This window comes from Nocardia sp. NPDC051321, assembly GCF_044455225.1.
Classification (GTDB): Bacteria; Actinomycetota; Actinomycetes; order Mycobacteriales; family Mycobacteriaceae; genus Nocardia.
Window position 1 is genome coordinate 458,707 of record NZ_JBITEM010000004.1, and the last position, 15,641, is coordinate 474,347.

The 15,641-nt window shown below is 67.3% G+C and carries 18 protein-coding genes, 1 tRNA gene and 1 pseudogene; 13 read left to right on the forward strand and 7 right to left on the reverse strand.

Annotated elements, in window-relative coordinates; translation table 11 throughout:
- Positions 1–37 precede the first annotated feature (37 nt).
- On the forward strand, positions 38–637 hold the full coding sequence (locus ACIA8C_RS11795; protein ID WP_397133557.1) for a TetR/AcrR family transcriptional regulator: 600 nt from the start codon (positions 38–40) through the stop codon (positions 635–637).
- Between the two features lies 1 nt (position 638).
- On the opposite strand, the gene ACIA8C_RS11800 is transcribed toward ACIA8C_RS11795, so the two are convergent.
- Positions 639–1,430, reverse strand: a complete 792-nt coding sequence (locus ACIA8C_RS11800) for an alpha/beta fold hydrolase (RefSeq protein WP_397133559.1) — start codon at positions 1,428–1,430, stop codon at positions 639–641.
- 242 nt (positions 1,431–1,672) lie between these two features.
- Here ACIA8C_RS11800 and ACIA8C_RS11805 point away from each other — a divergent pair, with 242 nt between their 5' ends.
- The 5 genes from ACIA8C_RS11805 to ACIA8C_RS11825 all read left to right on the forward strand — a co-directional run bounded on the left by ACIA8C_RS11805 (position 1,673) and on the right by ACIA8C_RS11825 (position 5,358).
- Positions 1,673–1,897, forward strand: coding sequence for a hypothetical protein (locus tag ACIA8C_RS11805; protein WP_397133562.1), 225 nt, complete (start codon positions 1,673–1,675; stop codon positions 1,895–1,897).
- Complete coding sequence (locus tag ACIA8C_RS11810; RefSeq protein ID WP_397133564.1) at positions 1,884–2,180, forward strand: hypothetical protein; 297 nt, start codon at positions 1,884–1,886, stop codon at positions 2,178–2,180. The genes ACIA8C_RS11805 and ACIA8C_RS11810 overlap by 14 nt, the downstream gene beginning before the upstream one ends.
- Before the next feature lie 101 nt (positions 2,181–2,281).
- Complete coding sequence (locus tag ACIA8C_RS11815) at positions 2,282–2,617, forward strand: hypothetical protein (RefSeq protein WP_396998344.1); 336 nt, start codon at positions 2,282–2,284, stop codon at positions 2,615–2,617.
- A gap of 93 nt (positions 2,618–2,710) precedes the next feature.
- Positions 2,711–3,931: an acyl-CoA dehydrogenase family protein gene (locus ACIA8C_RS11820; protein WP_397133566.1), complete on the forward strand. Its 1,221-nt coding sequence runs from the start codon at positions 2,711–2,713 to the stop codon at positions 3,929–3,931.
- On the forward strand, positions 3,928–5,358 hold the full coding sequence (locus tag ACIA8C_RS11825) for an LLM class flavin-dependent oxidoreductase (RefSeq protein ID WP_397133568.1): 1,431 nt from the start codon (positions 3,928–3,930) through the stop codon (positions 5,356–5,358). Before ACIA8C_RS11820 ends, ACIA8C_RS11825 begins: the two co-directional genes overlap by 4 nt.
- 44 nt (positions 5,359–5,402) lie before the next feature.
- On the opposite strand, the gene ACIA8C_RS11830 is transcribed toward ACIA8C_RS11825, so the two are convergent.
- The gene (locus ACIA8C_RS11830) at positions 5,403–5,891 is read right to left on the reverse strand and encodes a GAF domain-containing protein (protein ID WP_397133571.1); all 489 of its coding nucleotides are present in this window, start codon (positions 5,889–5,891) and stop codon (positions 5,403–5,405) included.
- Between the two features lie 98 nt (positions 5,892–5,989).
- Here ACIA8C_RS11830 and ACIA8C_RS11835 point away from each other — a divergent pair, with 98 nt between their 5' ends.
- The 6 genes from ACIA8C_RS11835 to ACIA8C_RS11860 all read left to right on the forward strand — a co-directional run bounded on the left by ACIA8C_RS11835 (position 5,990) and on the right by ACIA8C_RS11860 (position 12,238).
- Positions 5,990–7,375: a styrene monooxygenase/indole monooxygenase family protein gene (locus tag ACIA8C_RS11835; protein WP_397133573.1), complete on the forward strand. Its 1,386-nt coding sequence runs from the start codon at positions 5,990–5,992 to the stop codon at positions 7,373–7,375.
- Positions 7,376–7,495: 120 nt separating this feature from the next.
- On the forward strand, positions 7,496–8,611 hold the full coding sequence (sfnG, locus tag ACIA8C_RS11840) for a dimethylsulfone monooxygenase SfnG (protein ID WP_397133575.1): 1,116 nt from the start codon (positions 7,496–7,498) through the stop codon (positions 8,609–8,611).
- Positions 8,611–9,918 carry an acyl-CoA dehydrogenase family protein gene (locus ACIA8C_RS11845; protein WP_397133577.1) on the forward strand — a complete coding sequence of 436 codons (1,308 nt, stop codon included), beginning with the start codon at positions 8,611–8,613 and terminating at the stop codon, positions 9,916–9,918. Before sfnG ends, ACIA8C_RS11845 begins: the two co-directional genes overlap by 1 nt.
- Before the next feature lie 51 nt (positions 9,919–9,969).
- Complete coding sequence (locus tag ACIA8C_RS11850) at positions 9,970–10,479, forward strand: NADPH-dependent FMN reductase (protein WP_397133837.1); 510 nt, start codon at positions 9,970–9,972, stop codon at positions 10,477–10,479.
- Entirely contained in the window at positions 10,472–10,987 is a 516-nt protein-coding gene (locus tag ACIA8C_RS11855; protein ID WP_397133579.1) for a flavin reductase family protein, read from the forward strand. Before ACIA8C_RS11850 ends, ACIA8C_RS11855 begins: the two co-directional genes overlap by 8 nt.
- Positions 10,988–11,122: 135 nt before the next feature.
- Positions 11,123–12,238: a methyltransferase gene (locus ACIA8C_RS11860; protein WP_397133582.1), complete on the forward strand. Its 1,116-nt coding sequence runs from the start codon at positions 11,123–11,125 to the stop codon at positions 12,236–12,238.
- 4 nt (positions 12,239–12,242) lie between these two features.
- Here ACIA8C_RS11860 and ACIA8C_RS11865 read toward each other — a convergent pair whose 3' ends face one another.
- From ACIA8C_RS11865 to ACIA8C_RS11880, 4 genes and pseudogenes are all read right to left on the reverse strand, one after another.
- The gene (locus tag ACIA8C_RS11865) at positions 12,243–12,647 is read right to left on the reverse strand and encodes an alpha/beta hydrolase (RefSeq protein ID WP_397133584.1); all 405 of its coding nucleotides are present in this window, start codon (positions 12,645–12,647) and stop codon (positions 12,243–12,245) included.
- 17 nt (positions 12,648–12,664) lie between these two features.
- A pseudogene (locus tag ACIA8C_RS11870) lies at positions 12,665–12,994 on the reverse strand (alpha/beta fold hydrolase); the annotation flags it as partial.
- A gap of 103 nt (positions 12,995–13,097) precedes the next feature.
- Positions 13,098–13,168: transfer RNA gene (locus tag ACIA8C_RS11875), tRNA-Gly, on the reverse strand.
- Positions 13,169–13,285: 117 nt separating this feature from the next.
- Positions 13,286–13,690, reverse strand: a complete 405-nt coding sequence (locus ACIA8C_RS11880; protein ID WP_397133587.1) for a VOC family protein — start codon at positions 13,688–13,690, stop codon at positions 13,286–13,288.
- Between the two features lie 246 nt (positions 13,691–13,936).
- Between ACIA8C_RS11880 and ACIA8C_RS11885 the strand changes: the two genes are divergently transcribed.
- A complete protein-coding gene (locus tag ACIA8C_RS11885; RefSeq protein ID WP_397133589.1) occupies positions 13,937–14,647 on the forward strand; it encodes a class I SAM-dependent methyltransferase in 711 nt (236 codons plus the stop codon).
- A 4-nt stretch (positions 14,648–14,651) separates the two neighbouring features.
- Here the strand turns inward: ACIA8C_RS11885 and ACIA8C_RS11890 are convergent, their stop codons facing one another.
- The gene (locus tag ACIA8C_RS11890) at positions 14,652–15,611 is read right to left on the reverse strand and encodes a hypothetical protein (protein ID WP_397133591.1); all 960 of its coding nucleotides are present in this window, start codon (positions 15,609–15,611) and stop codon (positions 14,652–14,654) included.
- Between the last annotated feature and the right edge of the window lie 30 nt (positions 15,612–15,641).

The following is a 15,641-nucleotide window of genomic DNA, read 5'->3' on the forward strand; positions in this document are numbered from 1 at the left end:
ACGGGTCAGGGAGACGCAGGCGCAGCGCCGAGCGCGCATGCGCACGCGGCTCCTCGACGCGGCGGTGGAGAGCCTGATCGAGGTCGGCTACGCGGGGACAACCACGCTCGAGGTGCAGAAGCGGGCCGGGGTACCGCGCGGCACGCTGCAGCATCACTTTCCGACCAAGGCCGATCTGCTCGCCGGTGCGGTCGAGCATCTGGCCGCCCGCCGATTCGACCAGCTGACAAGGGAATTCGCCGAGCTACCGGCCGCGGCGGATCGGCTGGAGGCCGCCGTCGAATTGACCATGCGGATGCTCAGCGGCCCGTCGTTCTGGGCCGCGCTGGAAATGTGGGTGGGTGCGCGCACCGATCCGGAACTGCTCGCCGCGTTCCTGCCGCTGGAGCATCGGCTGTTCGAGTTGATGCACACCAGCATTCGGGACGTCTTCCGCGCGGAGTTCCCGGATGACCCCCGGGTGCCGACGATCACCGAGTTCACCATCGAGATCATGACCGGTCTCGCCTTGCGCGTGCTGTTGACCGGCGAGGTGGATCGGAACCGAATCATCCAGCACCGCTGGCGTAATGCGGTACGCATCCTGCTTGGCACGGCGCATCCGGACACGCTGACCGAGCCGCGTCAGCAGCGGTGACCTACTTGCTGTTTCTGCCGACGGTGTCCAGCACCGCCTGCGCGCACGCGGCCGGGTCGTCGTAGAACGGCGTGTGCCCGCTGCCGTGCAGGGTGCGGTGTTCGGCGTTCGGTAGTTCCGCCCGGGCGCGGCGGCTCTGCGTGCGGTAGGTCAGCAGGATGTCCCGGTTGCCCCAGGCGATGGTGACGGGAATGTCTGCCAGGCCGCCGATTTCGGGTAACTTCGCGTTGTCGAACGAGGCGAGAGCGGGCTCGAATCCAGGTGCGTCGGCGGCACCGTTCGCGGTATCCACCGCCACCTGCGTGCTGACGGCCCATGCCTTACCGAAGACCAGGCTCAGGAACACCGTTCGGCCGGCGGCCGTGCCGAGGATCGTCGGCAGCGCCGGCTTCAGTTGGCGCGCCAGCAGCCGCGACTTGCCGAGCGACTGCTGGCACCAGACGCGACCTGCTTTGTCCCAGAACGCGATCGGCGAGAAAGCCGTGACCGAGCGAGCCAATCCCCTTGCACCGAGATTCAGCGTGATCAACCCACCCATCGAGTTGCCCGCCAGGTGTGGCCGGTCGATCCCTTGCGCGGCAAGGAATTCGGCGAGCGCATCGGCGAGTGTGTCGACGGTTGTGGTGGCCAGTGCTGCCGAATCGCCGAAGCCGGGCAGGTCGACAGCGATGACGTCATAAGACTCGGCGAGGGTGTCGATGATCGGCTCCCACACCTGCCACCGACTACCGATGCCGTGCACCAGAACCAGCGGCTCGCCCGCACCGACCCGATGATGGTTCAACGTAGTCATTGCCAGCCATCCCAACTCTTCTCCTGCGGTGCGCCCACAGTAACAGCAGTCACCAGCCATCAGTTGTGCCATCGCATGGATCTTTGTGCTGACGCGCCGACTGATTTCGCAAGCACATGGGTAACTCATCGGGGACGGGCCAACGCGCACACCGCAGTACCGGCGGCCGCCAACGCTGCTGCAGCGGCACCTGAATCTGGCCAGATGACTCGGCGAGGCGGAACAGGGGTAAGGTAATTGGTATGGCAACGCGTAAGGTCACCCTTTCGCTGGACGAGGCCGCCTGGTCCTTCGCCGAGCAGGCCGCGGCCCGCGCGGGCATGTCGCCGTCGGCATGGATATCGAAGGCCGCTCGGCGTGAAGCCGTGCGCACGGGCTGTGGTCCGGCGTCGGACGTGACGGCTCAGGCCGCCGCGGATGCGGCCGAGATGGCCGCCGCCGAGGAGGCGATGCGTGCGGCGGGGTGAACTGTGGATTTACAACCCGCATGGTTCGCCGCGACGCCGCACAGTCGTGCTCATCAGCAGTGACGGCATCAACGAGTCGCCGAGGCCGTGGTTGATCGCCGCCGAGGTGGTCGAGGACGATCCCCAGGACATCCTCGCTGTGCCGGTGGAAAGTTACGGCTGGGTGCACGCCGGGAATATCGGGCGCATCTTCCGTGGGTGGCTCGCGGAACGCGTCGATGAAATGGAGACCGAGACGCTGGAACGTTTGGATACCGCGCTGCGCGCCGCGATGGATTTGTGAAAACATGCACCGCGCGAAGGTTTCCGACCTGATCGGTACCATCGTGGCCGACGTCCCACAGCGTCCATTCGACGGTGTCCATTCGACAGATAGGGATTCAGGTGCGGATCTCCCTGATCGCCGCGGCGCTCATCGCGCTGCCGGTGCTCGCGGCATGCGGCAACGACAAAGCGGCGGCAGCGCCGACCGTGACGCAGGCGGACCTCGCCAAGTCCCTGCAGGACAAGGGCCTCAAGAGCCAGCAACTCGCCGACTGCGCCGCGAAACTCTTTGTCGACCAGGGCATCTCGCAGGACGGCCTGCGCGTGATGGTCAGCAACGAGTACGACTCCAAGGCCGCCGACCAGGAAACCCTCGGCATGAGCAAGGACGACGCGGAGAAGGCCCGCACCGCGAGCGCCCGCATCGCCACCGAATGCATCACGGCCCCGCACTAACGCATCGGGCGACGGCGAGGCCGATCGGCCACCATTTCGATCGCGGTGCGCGCAACCCGTGAGCCGAGCACGGCGCTGCGCCATCGTGGGGTGATGACATCCCTCGAGGCCAAATCCGCCACAGACTCCGAACTGGATGCGGTCTTCGGACCGATCTTCGAGCGCATCGCGCAGGGGGCGGTGGCGCGGGAAGTCGATCGTCGCCTGCCGTTCGAGGAGGTGGGATGGCTGCGCGAGGCGAAGTTCGGTGCGCTGCGGGTGCCGGTCGAGTTCGGCGGGTACGGCGTCTCGGTGCGGCAGCTGTTCCGGCTGCTGATCGAGCTGGCGGCGGCCGAGTCGAACCTGCCGCAGGCGCTGCGCGTGCACTTCTCGTTCGTCGAGGACCAGCTGCTTGCCGAGCCGGGGCCGAGTCGCGAGCAGTGGCTGCGGACGGCGACGAGCACGCTGGTCGGCAATGCGATCACCGAACCCGGGGTGGGTGCGGTCGACCGCTACCGGACGCGGCTGGCCCAGAACGGCGACCGCTGGCTGCTCAACGGCGTGAAGTACTACAGCACCGGCTCCCTGTACGCCGACTACATCCTCGTCGCGGCCGACCGCGACGGTGAGCGCGTTGGCGTGCTGGTCGACGCGAATGCCGAAGGCGTGCGCCAGCACGACGACTGGGACGGCTTCGGGCAGCGGCTGACCGCAAGCGGCACCACGGAATTCACCGACGTCGTAGTGTCCGACGAGCGAATCCTCGGCCCCGGCTACGGCGCACCCGGCCCGACCTACGCGACCTCGTATCTGCAATTGGTTCAGCTCGCCGTGCTCGCCGGTATCGCACAGCGCGCCGAGCTGGACGCACGGGAGTGGGTGGCGGGACGCACGCGCAGCTACTCGCATTCCACCGCGGGTGTGCCGCGGCAGGATCCGCTGGTGCAGCAGGTGATCGGGCGCCTGTCGGCGGCCGCGTTCGCCGCCAGGTCCGCCGTGCTCGCCGTCGCCGATGTCCTCGATGAGGTACTCGCCGGTGGCGCCAAGGACGAAAAGTCTTTGGTGGCAGCCGAACTCGCCGCCGCACAGGCGCAGCTCGCGGTGATCGATCTGGTACTGCCCGCCACCACGCTGCTCTTCGAAGTCGGTGGCGCGTCGGTGGTTTCGGAACGCCAGCGGCTGGACCGGCACTGGCGCAACGCACGCACCATCTCGGTACACAACCCGGCCATCCAAAAGGCGAGGGCGATCGGCGATCACCTGCTCAACGGTGCCGATCTGCCGTTCGCCTGGAGCGCGGGCGAACGCAAGCCCGCGACGGAGGTGGCGCAGTGACCCGGCGAATTCGCTTCAACGCCTTCGACATGAACTGCGTCGCCCACCAATCGCCGGGATTGTGGCGGCATCCGGACGATCAGTCGCACCGGTACAAGGAACTGAGCTACTGGACCGACCTGGCAAAACTATTGGAGCAGGGGCGATTCGACGGCATCTTCATCGCCGACGTGCTCGGCACCTACGACGTCTACGGCGGTACCGATGTAGCCGCACTGCGGCAGGGCGCGCAGATCCCGGTCGCCGATCCGCTGCTGCTGGTCTCGGCGATGGCCGCGGTCACCGAGCACCTCGGGTTCGGCATCACCACCGGCACCGGGTTCGAGCATCCCTTTCCGTTCGCGCGCAGGCTCTCCACCCTCGACCACGTGACCAACGGCCGCATCGGCTGGAACGTGGTAACCGGCTACTTACCTTCGGCAGCAAGGAATTTCGGCGCCGACGACCAGCTCGACCACGACGAGCGCTACAACCAGGCCGACGAATACCTCGAGGTCCTGTACAAGCTGTGGGAAGGCTCGTGGGAGGACGACGCCGTGGTCCGTGACGCCGCGTCGGGCGTCTACGTCGACCCGGCGAAGGTGCACCACATCGGCCACCAGGGTAAGCACTTCACGGTGCCAGGCATCCACCTCTCGGAGCCGTCACCGCAGCGCACGCCGGTCATCTATCAGGCGGGCGCCTCGACTCGCGGCGTTCGCTTCGCTGCGGAGAACGCCGAGGCCATCTTCATCGCCGCGCCGTCGAAACGGCTACTTGCCCAGACCGTTTCCCGCATCCGCGCGGCGCTGCGGGACGCGGGCCGCGATCCGTACTCGGCCCGGATCTACGCGCTGGCGACCATCATCACCGACGCCACCGACGAAGCGGCGCAGCGCAAACATGAGGAGTACCTGTCCTACGCCAGCATCGAGGGCGGCCTCGTCTTCATGTCCGGCTGGATGGGCATCGACCTGTCCGGTTATGACCTGGACGATCCGATCGGGCAGGTGCAGAGCAACGCCATCCAGTCCGCCGTCGCCGCCTTCCAGGAGTTCGACGACGACGGCCGCGAGTGGACGGTGCGCGATATCGGCCGCTGGGCAGGCATCGGCGGCATGGGCCCGGTGTTCGTGGGATCCGGTGCCACGGTCGCGGACCGGCTGCAGGAATGGGTCGCCGATACCGATCTCGACGGCTTCAACCTGGCCTACGCGATCACCCCGGGTTCGTTCGAAGACGTTGTCCAGCACGTTGTTCCGGCCCTTACCGAACGCGGCGCCTACGCCACCGACTACGTCCATGGCACGCTACGCAACGCCCTGTTCGAGGCGGGCGATCGGCTGCCCGACGAGCATCGCGGTGCGCGCTATCGGGTGGGCGCACCCGGATCCACCGCGTTACCCGACGAGGTCTCGCGTCCAGGAGCCGCCGTCCCCGCGCCGTAGACCGGTCGTTCCGGCGAGCACTCCGTGTTCGCCGGAACGGCGGGCTAAGCCGGGAGCGAATCGAGGAAAGCCTTGGCGATGGATTCCAGCCCGTCCTTGTCGATTTCATCGAATCGGTCCGGTTTCGGGCTGTCGAGATCGAATACTCCGACGAGTGCGCCATTGTGCACCAACGGAATAACGACCTCGGAGCGTGTCTCGGCGTCGCACGCGATATGACCGGGAAACGCGTGCACATCGGGCACCAGCTGAGTTTCCCCGGTCTGTGCCGCGGTGCCGCACACACCTTTCCCGATGGGGATGCGGACGCACGCGGGCTTGCCCTGGAAGGGGCCGACGACGAGCTCGTTTCCGTCGTGGAAATAGAACCCGACCCAATTCAGTTCCGGCAGCGCGTGGAATACCAGCGACGCGAGATTGGCGGCGTTGGCGACCCGGTCCGGCTCGCCGGCCACCAGCGCCGCCGCCTGCGCGGCGAGCTGCTGGTACTGCTCGGCCCGGTCTCCGGTCAGCTCGGCAACGGTGAACGACATGGCCCGAATGGTACGCCAGCGAAAACTCCCGTCTGCTCATTGATTCTCGCTGATCGCAACACTCACGAGGGCCGGGTCACACCCCGGATGATCCGAGCATGACAACGCAGAATTCCGTTCCCCGTTCCACCCGTTCGGCCGCGGTAATCGGTGCCGGCCAAACCGGCGTCACTGCGGCACTCGGCTTACTCGACGCCGGATTCGACGTCACCCTCTACAGCGACCGCGATCAACGTGCGCTGCGCGACGACGTTCCCGCCACCGGCACCGCGCTCGAATTCGGCATCACCCAGCAGGCCGAGTCCGCGCTCGGCCTGGACACCTACACCGCGCGGGCACCGCGGCACACCGGACTCAGTGTCCGGATCGCCGGACCGGATCGCGCCGAATTGATCCAATTCGACGGTCATTTCGACGGTTATGTCGGCGTCGCCGTCGACACCCGTTTGAAGGCCGACGAACGACTGACGGCCTTCCAGGAACGCGGCGGCCGCTTCGTCGTCGAGCAGGTGACCCCGGAAACCCTAGACACCATCGCCGCGGCCAACGCCCTCACGCTGGTCGCCACCGGCCGCGGCGGACTGTCCGATCTGTTCGCGATCGACCAGGCGCGTACCCCCTACGACGCACCGCAGCGCTCGCTGCTCACCGTCACGGTGACCGGAATCGGTTACGACAAGGACGTTTTCGCGCACCGCAGCCCGGCGGGCGGCGGGCACAGCGGCTTCTCCATCCTTGCCGAGCAGGGTGAGGCATGGTGGGGCCCGTACCTGCACAAGGACGCGGGCCCGAGCTGGGCCTTCCTCGGCTGGGCTCGTCCGGGAAGTGAATGGGAAACCCTTTTCGCCGCAGCGGATTCCGCCGAGTCCGCGCACCGGATCGTGCAGGATCTGTACCGGGACTTCATCGATTGGGATCTGCCCGAGGTGCTGGCCACCGAGGTGATCGCCGATGACCCGCATTCCTGGTTGAAGGGCGCGGTGCGGCCGGTGGTCCGGTCCGCCGTCGGGCACACCGCGGGCGGGCACGTGGTGGCCTCGCTCGGTGACACCTCCGCCGCCTACGACCCGATCGCGGGCCAGGGCGCGCAGAGCGGGCTCATCCAGGCCCAGCGGCTCGTCGCGGCCGCCGCGGTGCACGATGGCGTGTTCGACGAGGCCTGGTTCACCGAGCAGTACGCGGGCTTCCTCGCGGTGCGCGGCGATGCCGCCAACAAGGTCACCCGGCTGTTCCTCGGCGATCCGGAGCTGGCCGACATCGGCAACACGCTCTTCGCCGCGGCGAGCGTCGACCCGAAGTTCGCCGCCGCCCTCGTCGGTCTGCTGCACCACCCGCAGCCGTTCCTCGCTGTCGATTCGGTGGCAGCGGCCAATGCCTTCATTGCCCGTGTCACCGGCGAGGACGCGGAGGCGCTGCTCGGCCGCTTCGCACCCGCCGGAAGGTTCGATCGATCCACCTTCGCGAACACCCTCACCAACGCCTGAGAACCCGAACACCGCCCGCACCGCGATCCGATCGCACAGATTCAAACCCTCGTGCCGCTCGGATCGCGGTGCTGGAGTGGAGGAGATCGACGGCTACCCCCGACCCCATGGAGCACAGCTATGACCACGGAGCAGATCGCCGATGAGATCAAATTCGCCTACTGGGTGCCCAATGTCAGCGGGGGATTGGTCACCAGCGAGATCGAACAGCGCACCGGCTGGGATTTCGAATACAACAAGAAACTCGCGCAGACCGCGGAGAACAACGGCTTCGAATACGCGTTGTCGCAGGTGCGCTACACCGCGTCCTACGGCGCCGAGTTCCAGCACGAGTCGACCTCGTTCAGCCTCGCGCTGCTCGGCGCGACCGAACGGCTGAAGGTGATCGCGGCCATTCACCCCGGCCTCTGGCACCCGGCGGTACTGGCGAAGTTCGGCGCAACCGCCGATCACCTCTCGAACGGCCGCTTCGCCATCAACGTCGTATCCGGTTGGTTCGCCGGCGAATTCACCGCGTTGGGCGAGCCGTGGCTGGAGCACGACGAAAGGTACCGGCGCAGTGCCGAATTCCTCGAGGTGATCCGCAAGATCTGGACCGAGGACGAGGTGAACTACGGCGGAGACTTCTACCGGATCCGTGACTTCACGCTCAAGCCGAAGCCGCTGAACACTCCCGAGCGCCCGAATCCCGAACTGTTCCAAGGCGGTAACTCGACCGCGGCGCGTCGAAATGGTGGCCGCTACGCCGACTGGTACTTCTCCAACGGCAAGGACTTCGACGGCGTCACCGAACAACTCGACGACCTGCGCGAGATCGCCAGGGCCAACAGCCGCGAGGTGAAGTTCGGCCTTAACGGCTTCATCATCGCCCGCGACACCGAGAAGGAGGCGCGCGATACCCTGCGCGAGATCATCGAGAAGGCGAACAAGCCTGCGGTGGAAGGATTCCGGGACGCGGTGCAGCAGGCCGGTGCGTCCACCAAGGACCGCAGGGGCATGTGGGCCGACTCGTCGTTCGAGGATCTGGTGCAGTACAACGACGGCTTCCGCACCCAACTGATCGGCACGCCGGAGCAGGTTGCCGAGCGCATCGTCGCCTACCGCGACCTCGGTGTGGACCTGATCCTGGGTGGTTTCCTGCACTTTCAGGAGGAGATCGAGTACTTCGGCGCGAAAGTGCTTCCGCTGGTTCGGGAACTGGAAGCCGCGCGGCGGCCGGTCGCGGCGGTCGGCTGATGACGGTGTCCGGCGCTCTCGCCGCCACGGCCGCGGCCGACCGGATAACGTCGGCCGCGCAAGCCTTTTCGGTCGCCGAACAGCTCGCGGCGGATTTCGCCCAGGGGGCGGCCGCGCGGGATCGCGGCCGGATACTGCCGCATCAGGAGGTGGAGCGGCTCGCGGCCAGCGGGCTGCTCGCCATCACCGTGCCCGCCGAGTACGGCGGTGCCGACCTGCCGCCGAGCGCCGTGGCCGAGGTGGTGCGGATCCTCGCGGCCGCCGATCCGAATATCGCGCAGATTCCGCACAGCCACTTCGTGTACGTGAATCTGGTGCGGCTGGCAGGCACCGCGGGCCAGCGGCAGCGCTACTTCGCGCAGGTGCTCGACGGCGCCCGGATCGCCAACGCCCAGTCCGAGCGCGGCGGCGCCACCATCGCCGACATCTCCACCACCCTGCGGCCCAACGGGCAGCGATTCCGCATCGACGGGCGCAAGTTCTATTGCACCGGTTCGCTGTTCGCGAATCTACTGGCCGTGCTGACCAGGCTCGACGATCCAGCGGGGCACACCGGTCTCGAGCCGGGGGAGTACATCGCTTACCTGCCCGTCGATACCTCGGGTGTGCGGATCATCGATGACTGGAACGGCGTCGGCCAGCGCACCACCGGCAGCGGCACCGTCACCTTCGAGGACGTGCTGGTCGAGCGGGACCAGCTGATCCGTCGTTCCGCCGCGGTGCAGGCACCCACCGGCTACGGCGCGTTCGCGCAGCTGCTGCACGTGGCCATCGATGCCGGGATCGCTCGTGGCGCACTGGCCGCCGCGACGGAATTCGTGCGCACCACCAGCCGCCCGTGGTTCGAGTCCGGCGTCTCGAACGCCATCGACGACCCGCTGCTGATTCAGCGTTTCGGCGAACTGTCCGTCACGGTCACCGCGGCCGAGGCGACCCTCACCGCTGCGGGTGTCGCCGTCGACGCGGCCACCGGAGCACGACGGCAGGGTACTTCGGAACCCCCCGACGGGGGGCTTGCCGGATTCGCCTCGCGTGGCACAGTTGATAGCGAACAAGACAATGCCGCCGGTCGGGCATCGCTGGCGGTAGCCACTGCGAAGGTGCTTGCCGATCGCGCGGCCAACGAGGTGTCGAGTGCGCTGTTCGAGGTGGGTGGAACACGCAGTGCCGCAGCCGATCTCAATCTTCATCACTTCTGGCGCAACGCGCGCACGCATACCCTGCACGATCCGATCCGATGGAAGTACCAGCACCTCGGCCGTGCGCTGTTGCACGGTACCGCGCCACCACTGCACGGGGTGATCTGACCGGTCGTCCGGTCGAAACAGCATGTGATCGAAAAGGATACAAAAGTGACAGTGACGGTCGTAGTAGGCAATCCGAAGCCCGCCTCCCGCACTTTGACGGCGGCCACGCTGGTCGCGAAGGGGCTGCGGCCCGAGGTGGAGCCCACCGTGCTCGACCTGGTCGATTTCGGTGCCGCCCTGCTTGGCTGGGGTGATCCGGCGGTGGCCGCGGCGGTGCGCACCGTATCCGAGTCCGAGCTCGTCGTTTTCGCCAGCCCGACCTTCAAGGCCACCTATACCGGGCTGCTGAAGCTGTTTCTCGAACAGTTCGACGGCGGGACAGGTCTCGCGGGCGTCCTCGGTGTTCCGGTGATGCTCGGTGCGGGTCCCGGGCACGCGCTGGCACCCGATCTGTTGCTCAAGCCGGTGCTCGTCGAGCTCGGTGCCACCACGGCGCTGCCCGGTTTGTACCTGTCGGACCGGACTTTCCACGACGACGGCGCAATCGGTAGATACAGCGTCCGCTGGCGCTCCGTCGTGCGGGCGCTGGCCGATACCGCGGCGGTGACCAATCATGCATGAGCTCTTCGAGTTTCCCGCGGACGGCGGCGGGCTGCGCAGTGCCTTCGCCAATTTTCCCAGCGGTGTGGTCGCGGTGTGCGCCGAAATCGACGGCACCCCACACGGTCTCGCGGTGAGCACCTTCGTGCCGGTTTCGCTGGACCCGCCGTTGGTGTCGTTCTGCGTGCAGAATTCCTCCTCGACCTGGCCCAAGCTCGCCGCCGCAGGCCATCTCGGCCTGAGCCTGCTCGGCACCGATCAGCAAGAAGCCGCCCGCACGCTCGGCGCGCGCAACGGCGACCGGTTCCGCGGGCAAACACTGCACCGTGGCACCGGTGAGGCGGTCTTCATCGACGGCGCTTCCGCCTGGATCGAGGGCGTGCCGGAGGCGCACGTGCCCGCGGGTGACCACGCGGTGGTCATTCTGCGGATCCACCGCATCGCCACGCGCACCGACGTCGATCCACTTGTCTTCCATGGCAGTCGATTCCGTCGATTGCACGAGGAGCGCAGCACGATCGCCAGTTGACCGATCGCGCGCAGGCCAGCGAGCTCGCGTGACCCGATCAGCCCTGGTCGTGGCGTTCTGCGGCCCGTGTGGGAAACTGCGATGCGTCTATTCGGAAGGGTCGGTCATGACAGTGGGCATGGTTCTCGGTGACCGATGTCCACGATGACCTGGACCGAAGCCGATACCGTCCGGTCCGCGCCCTGGCATTCCGAAAGCGCGACACCCGCGCCGACCCGGATCGTGGTGGCCGACGACCGGATGACCGCCGAGACCGCGTACCGCCTGGCCTGCGAGGGCACCGCGCTGCTGTGGCGCGGCGACTACCACAATGCCCGCCAGCTGCTTCAGGCGATGAGCCGCCGCGTCGACCGGAAAACCCCTGGACCAGGCGATAGTCCGGCCGAGTCGTTCCGGTTGCAGCGCAGGGCGCGCAACCATCGCGCGCGGGTGCTCGGCAAGTTGCTCGTTCAGCTCGAGGACGATCACGCGCTCGCGCTGCGCCGCGCGCCCGATGTGCGCAAGGCCTGTGACGATGTGTACGGGCCGTCGCGCGGGCCCATGCTGATCGCCTTGACCGAGCTGCTCGGCGTGCTCGGCGCGGCCCAGTGGCGGGAGAAGGGCGTGCGGATACCGTCGCTGGACGCCAGCATCTACCCGCACTACGGCGTTTTTTCCCCGATTCGCGGCGAATACGTCGACCTGGTCGCGCGCACGCCGTTGCCGACCGCGCACCGCACCGCCTTCGACCTCGGCACCGGCACCGGAGTGCTGGCCGCGGTGCTGGCCCGTCGCGGTGTCGGCCACCTCGTCGGCACCGACGACAGCCCGCGCGCCCTGGCCTGCGCCCGCGAGAACATCGAGCGGCTCGACCTCACCTCGTCTGTCGATATCGTCGGGCCCACCCTCTTTCCGGAGGGTCGCGCCGACCTCATCGTCTGCAACCCGCCGTGGCTGCCTGCTCGCCCGACCTCCGCGATCGAGCACGGCGTGTACGACCAGGACAGTGCCATGCTCCGTGGCTTCCTCGCCGGTCTCGCCGACCACCTCGAGCCCGGTGGCGAGGCATGGCTCATCTTGTCCGACCTTGCCGAGCACCTCGGCCTGCGCACCCGTGCCGACCTGCTTGCCCTCATCGAGTCGGCTGGGCTGCGCGTCGTCGATAAAGCCGACACCGCCCCGCGCCACCCGCGCGCGCAGGACGCCACCGACCCGCTGCACGCCGCGCGGTCCGCGGAAGTCACCTCGCTGTGGCGGCTGGTCGTCGACTAACCAATCAGGCTGCGGGGCAGCTGCTTTGCGGGATGGTGAGGTTGATCAGGTACTGATCGGCGGCGGTGGTCGTGCAGGGGGAGCGGTCGTAGACGCCGTGGCCCCAGCCCTGGTAGGTCAGCAGGGTGGCGCGTGGCGTGTTCTTCGCGACGCCCAGCGCCCACTCGTGCGGTGTCGCCGGGTCGTGCAGTGAGCTCATGATGAGCACCGGTGGCCCGTCCACGATCTGCGGGCGGTGCGCCGGGTTCGGCGGCGCGATCGGCCAGCCCGAGCACATGGCGCCCGCGCCCCAGGCGAAGTGGGCGCGCAGCGGCGCGGAGTTGTCGTTCTGTTCGCGCCACAGTTGCGTCCACTGATCCTGGCTCGCGATGTCGAAACGCCAGTCGGAGCAGACGATGATCTCCGGCATCGGTGCCGGTTTGCCCTGTTGCCGCGGGGCGGCGGGCGGCAGCGGGCTGCCGGCGGGCTGTCCAACAGCATGGCGCGCAAGCGTTTCGGGAACAGCTCCGCGTACGCCTGCGCGGGCATCGTCCCGTAAGACCTGCTGTAGGTACTGATCTGGTCCACCCCGAGCGCCACCCGCACCGCCTCGACATCCCGCGCGACGCTCACCGCATCGAGATGATCCATCAGCGACCCGGTGTACTCTCGGCAGCTCGCCGCGAGATCCCAAGCCCAGCAGTCAGACCCACGATCAATACAGCGCGACCAAACAACATGTCCCAGATCGTCGGTCCACTTATCCCGAGCCCACATCACCCCACCGAGCCATCCCGGCTCCCCCTCCGGTACTGCGCGCAAGGCATGGCAAAGAAAAAGCCCTGCACCAGGGTGGCTGGCCAGGGCTTTTGCTGCTGAGAGCCGATGACGGGAATCGAACCCGCGCTGTGTGCTTGGGAAGCACAAGTTCTACCATTGAACTACATCGGCAGACCGGTAAAGGTACTTCCGAGACTTTAGCAGAGTCCGCAGGCGGGTGGGAAAAGTCCAGGTAGATGCCTCTGACCTGCTTGAACGGGGAATCGTGGCGGCGGGCGGTGACGGTCGTTACGCTCTTGTCCGAGACGCTTGATGCAGCTCGACGACGTTCCCGTCGGGATCGGACATGAACGACTGGCGGCCCTGACCTATCTGGACGGGATCGGACACGGTCAGTCCCTGCGATCGCAACGCGGGCACCGCGATGTCGAGCTGGTCGACGAGAAGGGCGAAATGCTGGCCCAAGGCGGGCGGGACGTCGGGTTGCACGATGAGGTGCAACTGCCGGTCGCCGACATCCAGCCAGGCGCCCTCGATGCCGAGGTCGTGCGGGCGGTCGGTGCGCTGGGTCAAGCCGAGCAGGTCGACATAGAAGCGCAGGGCTCGATCGAGGTCGCGCACGTTGATCGAGACGTGATGGAGCGCGAGCGCTTTCGCGCTGACCGCCTGTCCCTCGCGGCTGTCTGCTGACACGATGCTGACCTCGTCTCTCCCGAGGAGGCTAAATCGATTGTCCGCCAATACTATAGCGCGATCGTCCGCGCCGATCTCGGAAGCGGCGCTATCGACGCCGAAGATCCACTCGCGGACGGGATGACGGCCGAAGCGGTAGAATTATCGGCGTATAGCGGGTCGGTGAGTGATTCCCGATCGGGGTGCAGATGCCTTGGCGGGTATCCGTTTTCGGAGTGCCCTGCCTGGTAGGCGAGGGAGTCGGGAATGGATGCAACGGCTGGTATCAGTCAGGCTGAGCGCGCCGGGGCGGCGCTGTACTCATCGAAAGTCCTGGCCATCTATGACCTTTGGGTCTGGTTCAACTGTCGTTTCGTTTGGCGCTGCCCCCTCCGCGATACGCTGGCCCTGTACGACGCCAACATGTCCAGCGATCACCTGGACATCGGCACCGGCACCGGGTGGCATTTGTGTCACACCACCTATCCGACGACCCAGCCAACGGTCACCCTGGTCGATTTGAATCCGCATTCGCTCGATGAGACGAGCAGGCGGTTGCGCCGCCGCGGTATCGACCCGGTGGCCAGGGTCGGCAGCGTGTTGCAGCCGTTGCCGGCCGACCGCCGCCGGTTCAGGTCGGTCTCGGCGACCTGGCTGATGCATTGCGTGCCGGGCGGGTTGGACAGCAAAGGCGAGGCTTTCGGTCACATTGCCGATGTCATGGCGGATGACGGCGTGTTCTTCGGGGCGACCGTGCTGGCCGGCGGTGTCCCGCATACGGCGCTGAGCCGTGCCACGATGCGCCGGTTCCTGCGTACCGGCGTCTTCCACAACGAAGCCGATGACCTATCGGGCCTGGTGGCCGCGCTCGAGCGCGCGTTCGAGTCGGTGGAGGTCGGCACGCGTGGCTCGGCCGCGGTGTGGACCGCGCGCGGGCCGCGCCGCGCACCGGAGGCGGACACTACCGAAGCGCACTGACGGGTCACCGTGCCCGGTCCGAAGCTGGGCTGAGCAGGATCGCGAACATCGAGCCGGGCCGAAGAGAACCGGCGGGCATCGCGAACAGCGCGGCCTGAAACAGCGATCCTTCGATCGAAATCGTCTGCTCGACAACACCATAGGCGGGCGCCGCGACAAGGCGGTCCAGATCGATCTGGGTGAGTACCCGCGCCAGGCGCGGTTCGTCGGTGAGCAGCGCGTCGGCGAGATCTCCGCAGCCGGCCACCACGCAGCGGGTACGCACGTCGACCATGATCAGGCTGGCGTCGGTGTACCGGACGAGGGTGCCGAGCCGGGTGTCGAGCTCGCGATGGGGCAGTTGCACGGTCAGCCCGTAGACGGCGCGTCCTGGCCGCGGTGCGCCGAGATTCGTTGTCGACGACCAGAAGTGCACCCAGTTGTTGTCCGGTCGGATCGACCACGCCGCGTCGAGGGTGACGCCCTCACGCTCGTGTCCGGCGTTGTGAATCAAGGCGGTCCATGCGGGTGCGTCGTCGGGGTTCAGGGTGCGGAACACCGCCGTGATCGGTTTGTACTCACCCACGGTGCGTTTGACGCCGTAGAGCTCCAAGTCGTCGCCGTCGGGAGCGGTGGCGAGTCTGCGGAGGTCCATAATCCAGCTGTTGTATACCGGGCGCGGTGTCACCGGAGGCGGCGCCAGCCACACGAGCAGTGCGACCGCGGTGCCGTCTGCGGCGGTGATCCAGTGTGTCCGGCATTCGATCCCGGCTTCGGTGCGTGCATGGTCGAGCCGAGGTCCGTTCATGACGTCGGCGACGACACCGCGAAACAAGGCTTCCCCGCTGTGGTCGTATCCGAGCTTGCCCGCGACGCGGCGGAGCCGTCGAGCCACCCGCTGGCCGCCTGCCGAATGAACAACGATCTCGCTGTGCAGCCGGGTGCTGATCAGGTCGATGCCAACCCACAGTCTCGGTAGGTCCATGACCGGGCAGCCTAGTTCGGCAAGGATCGT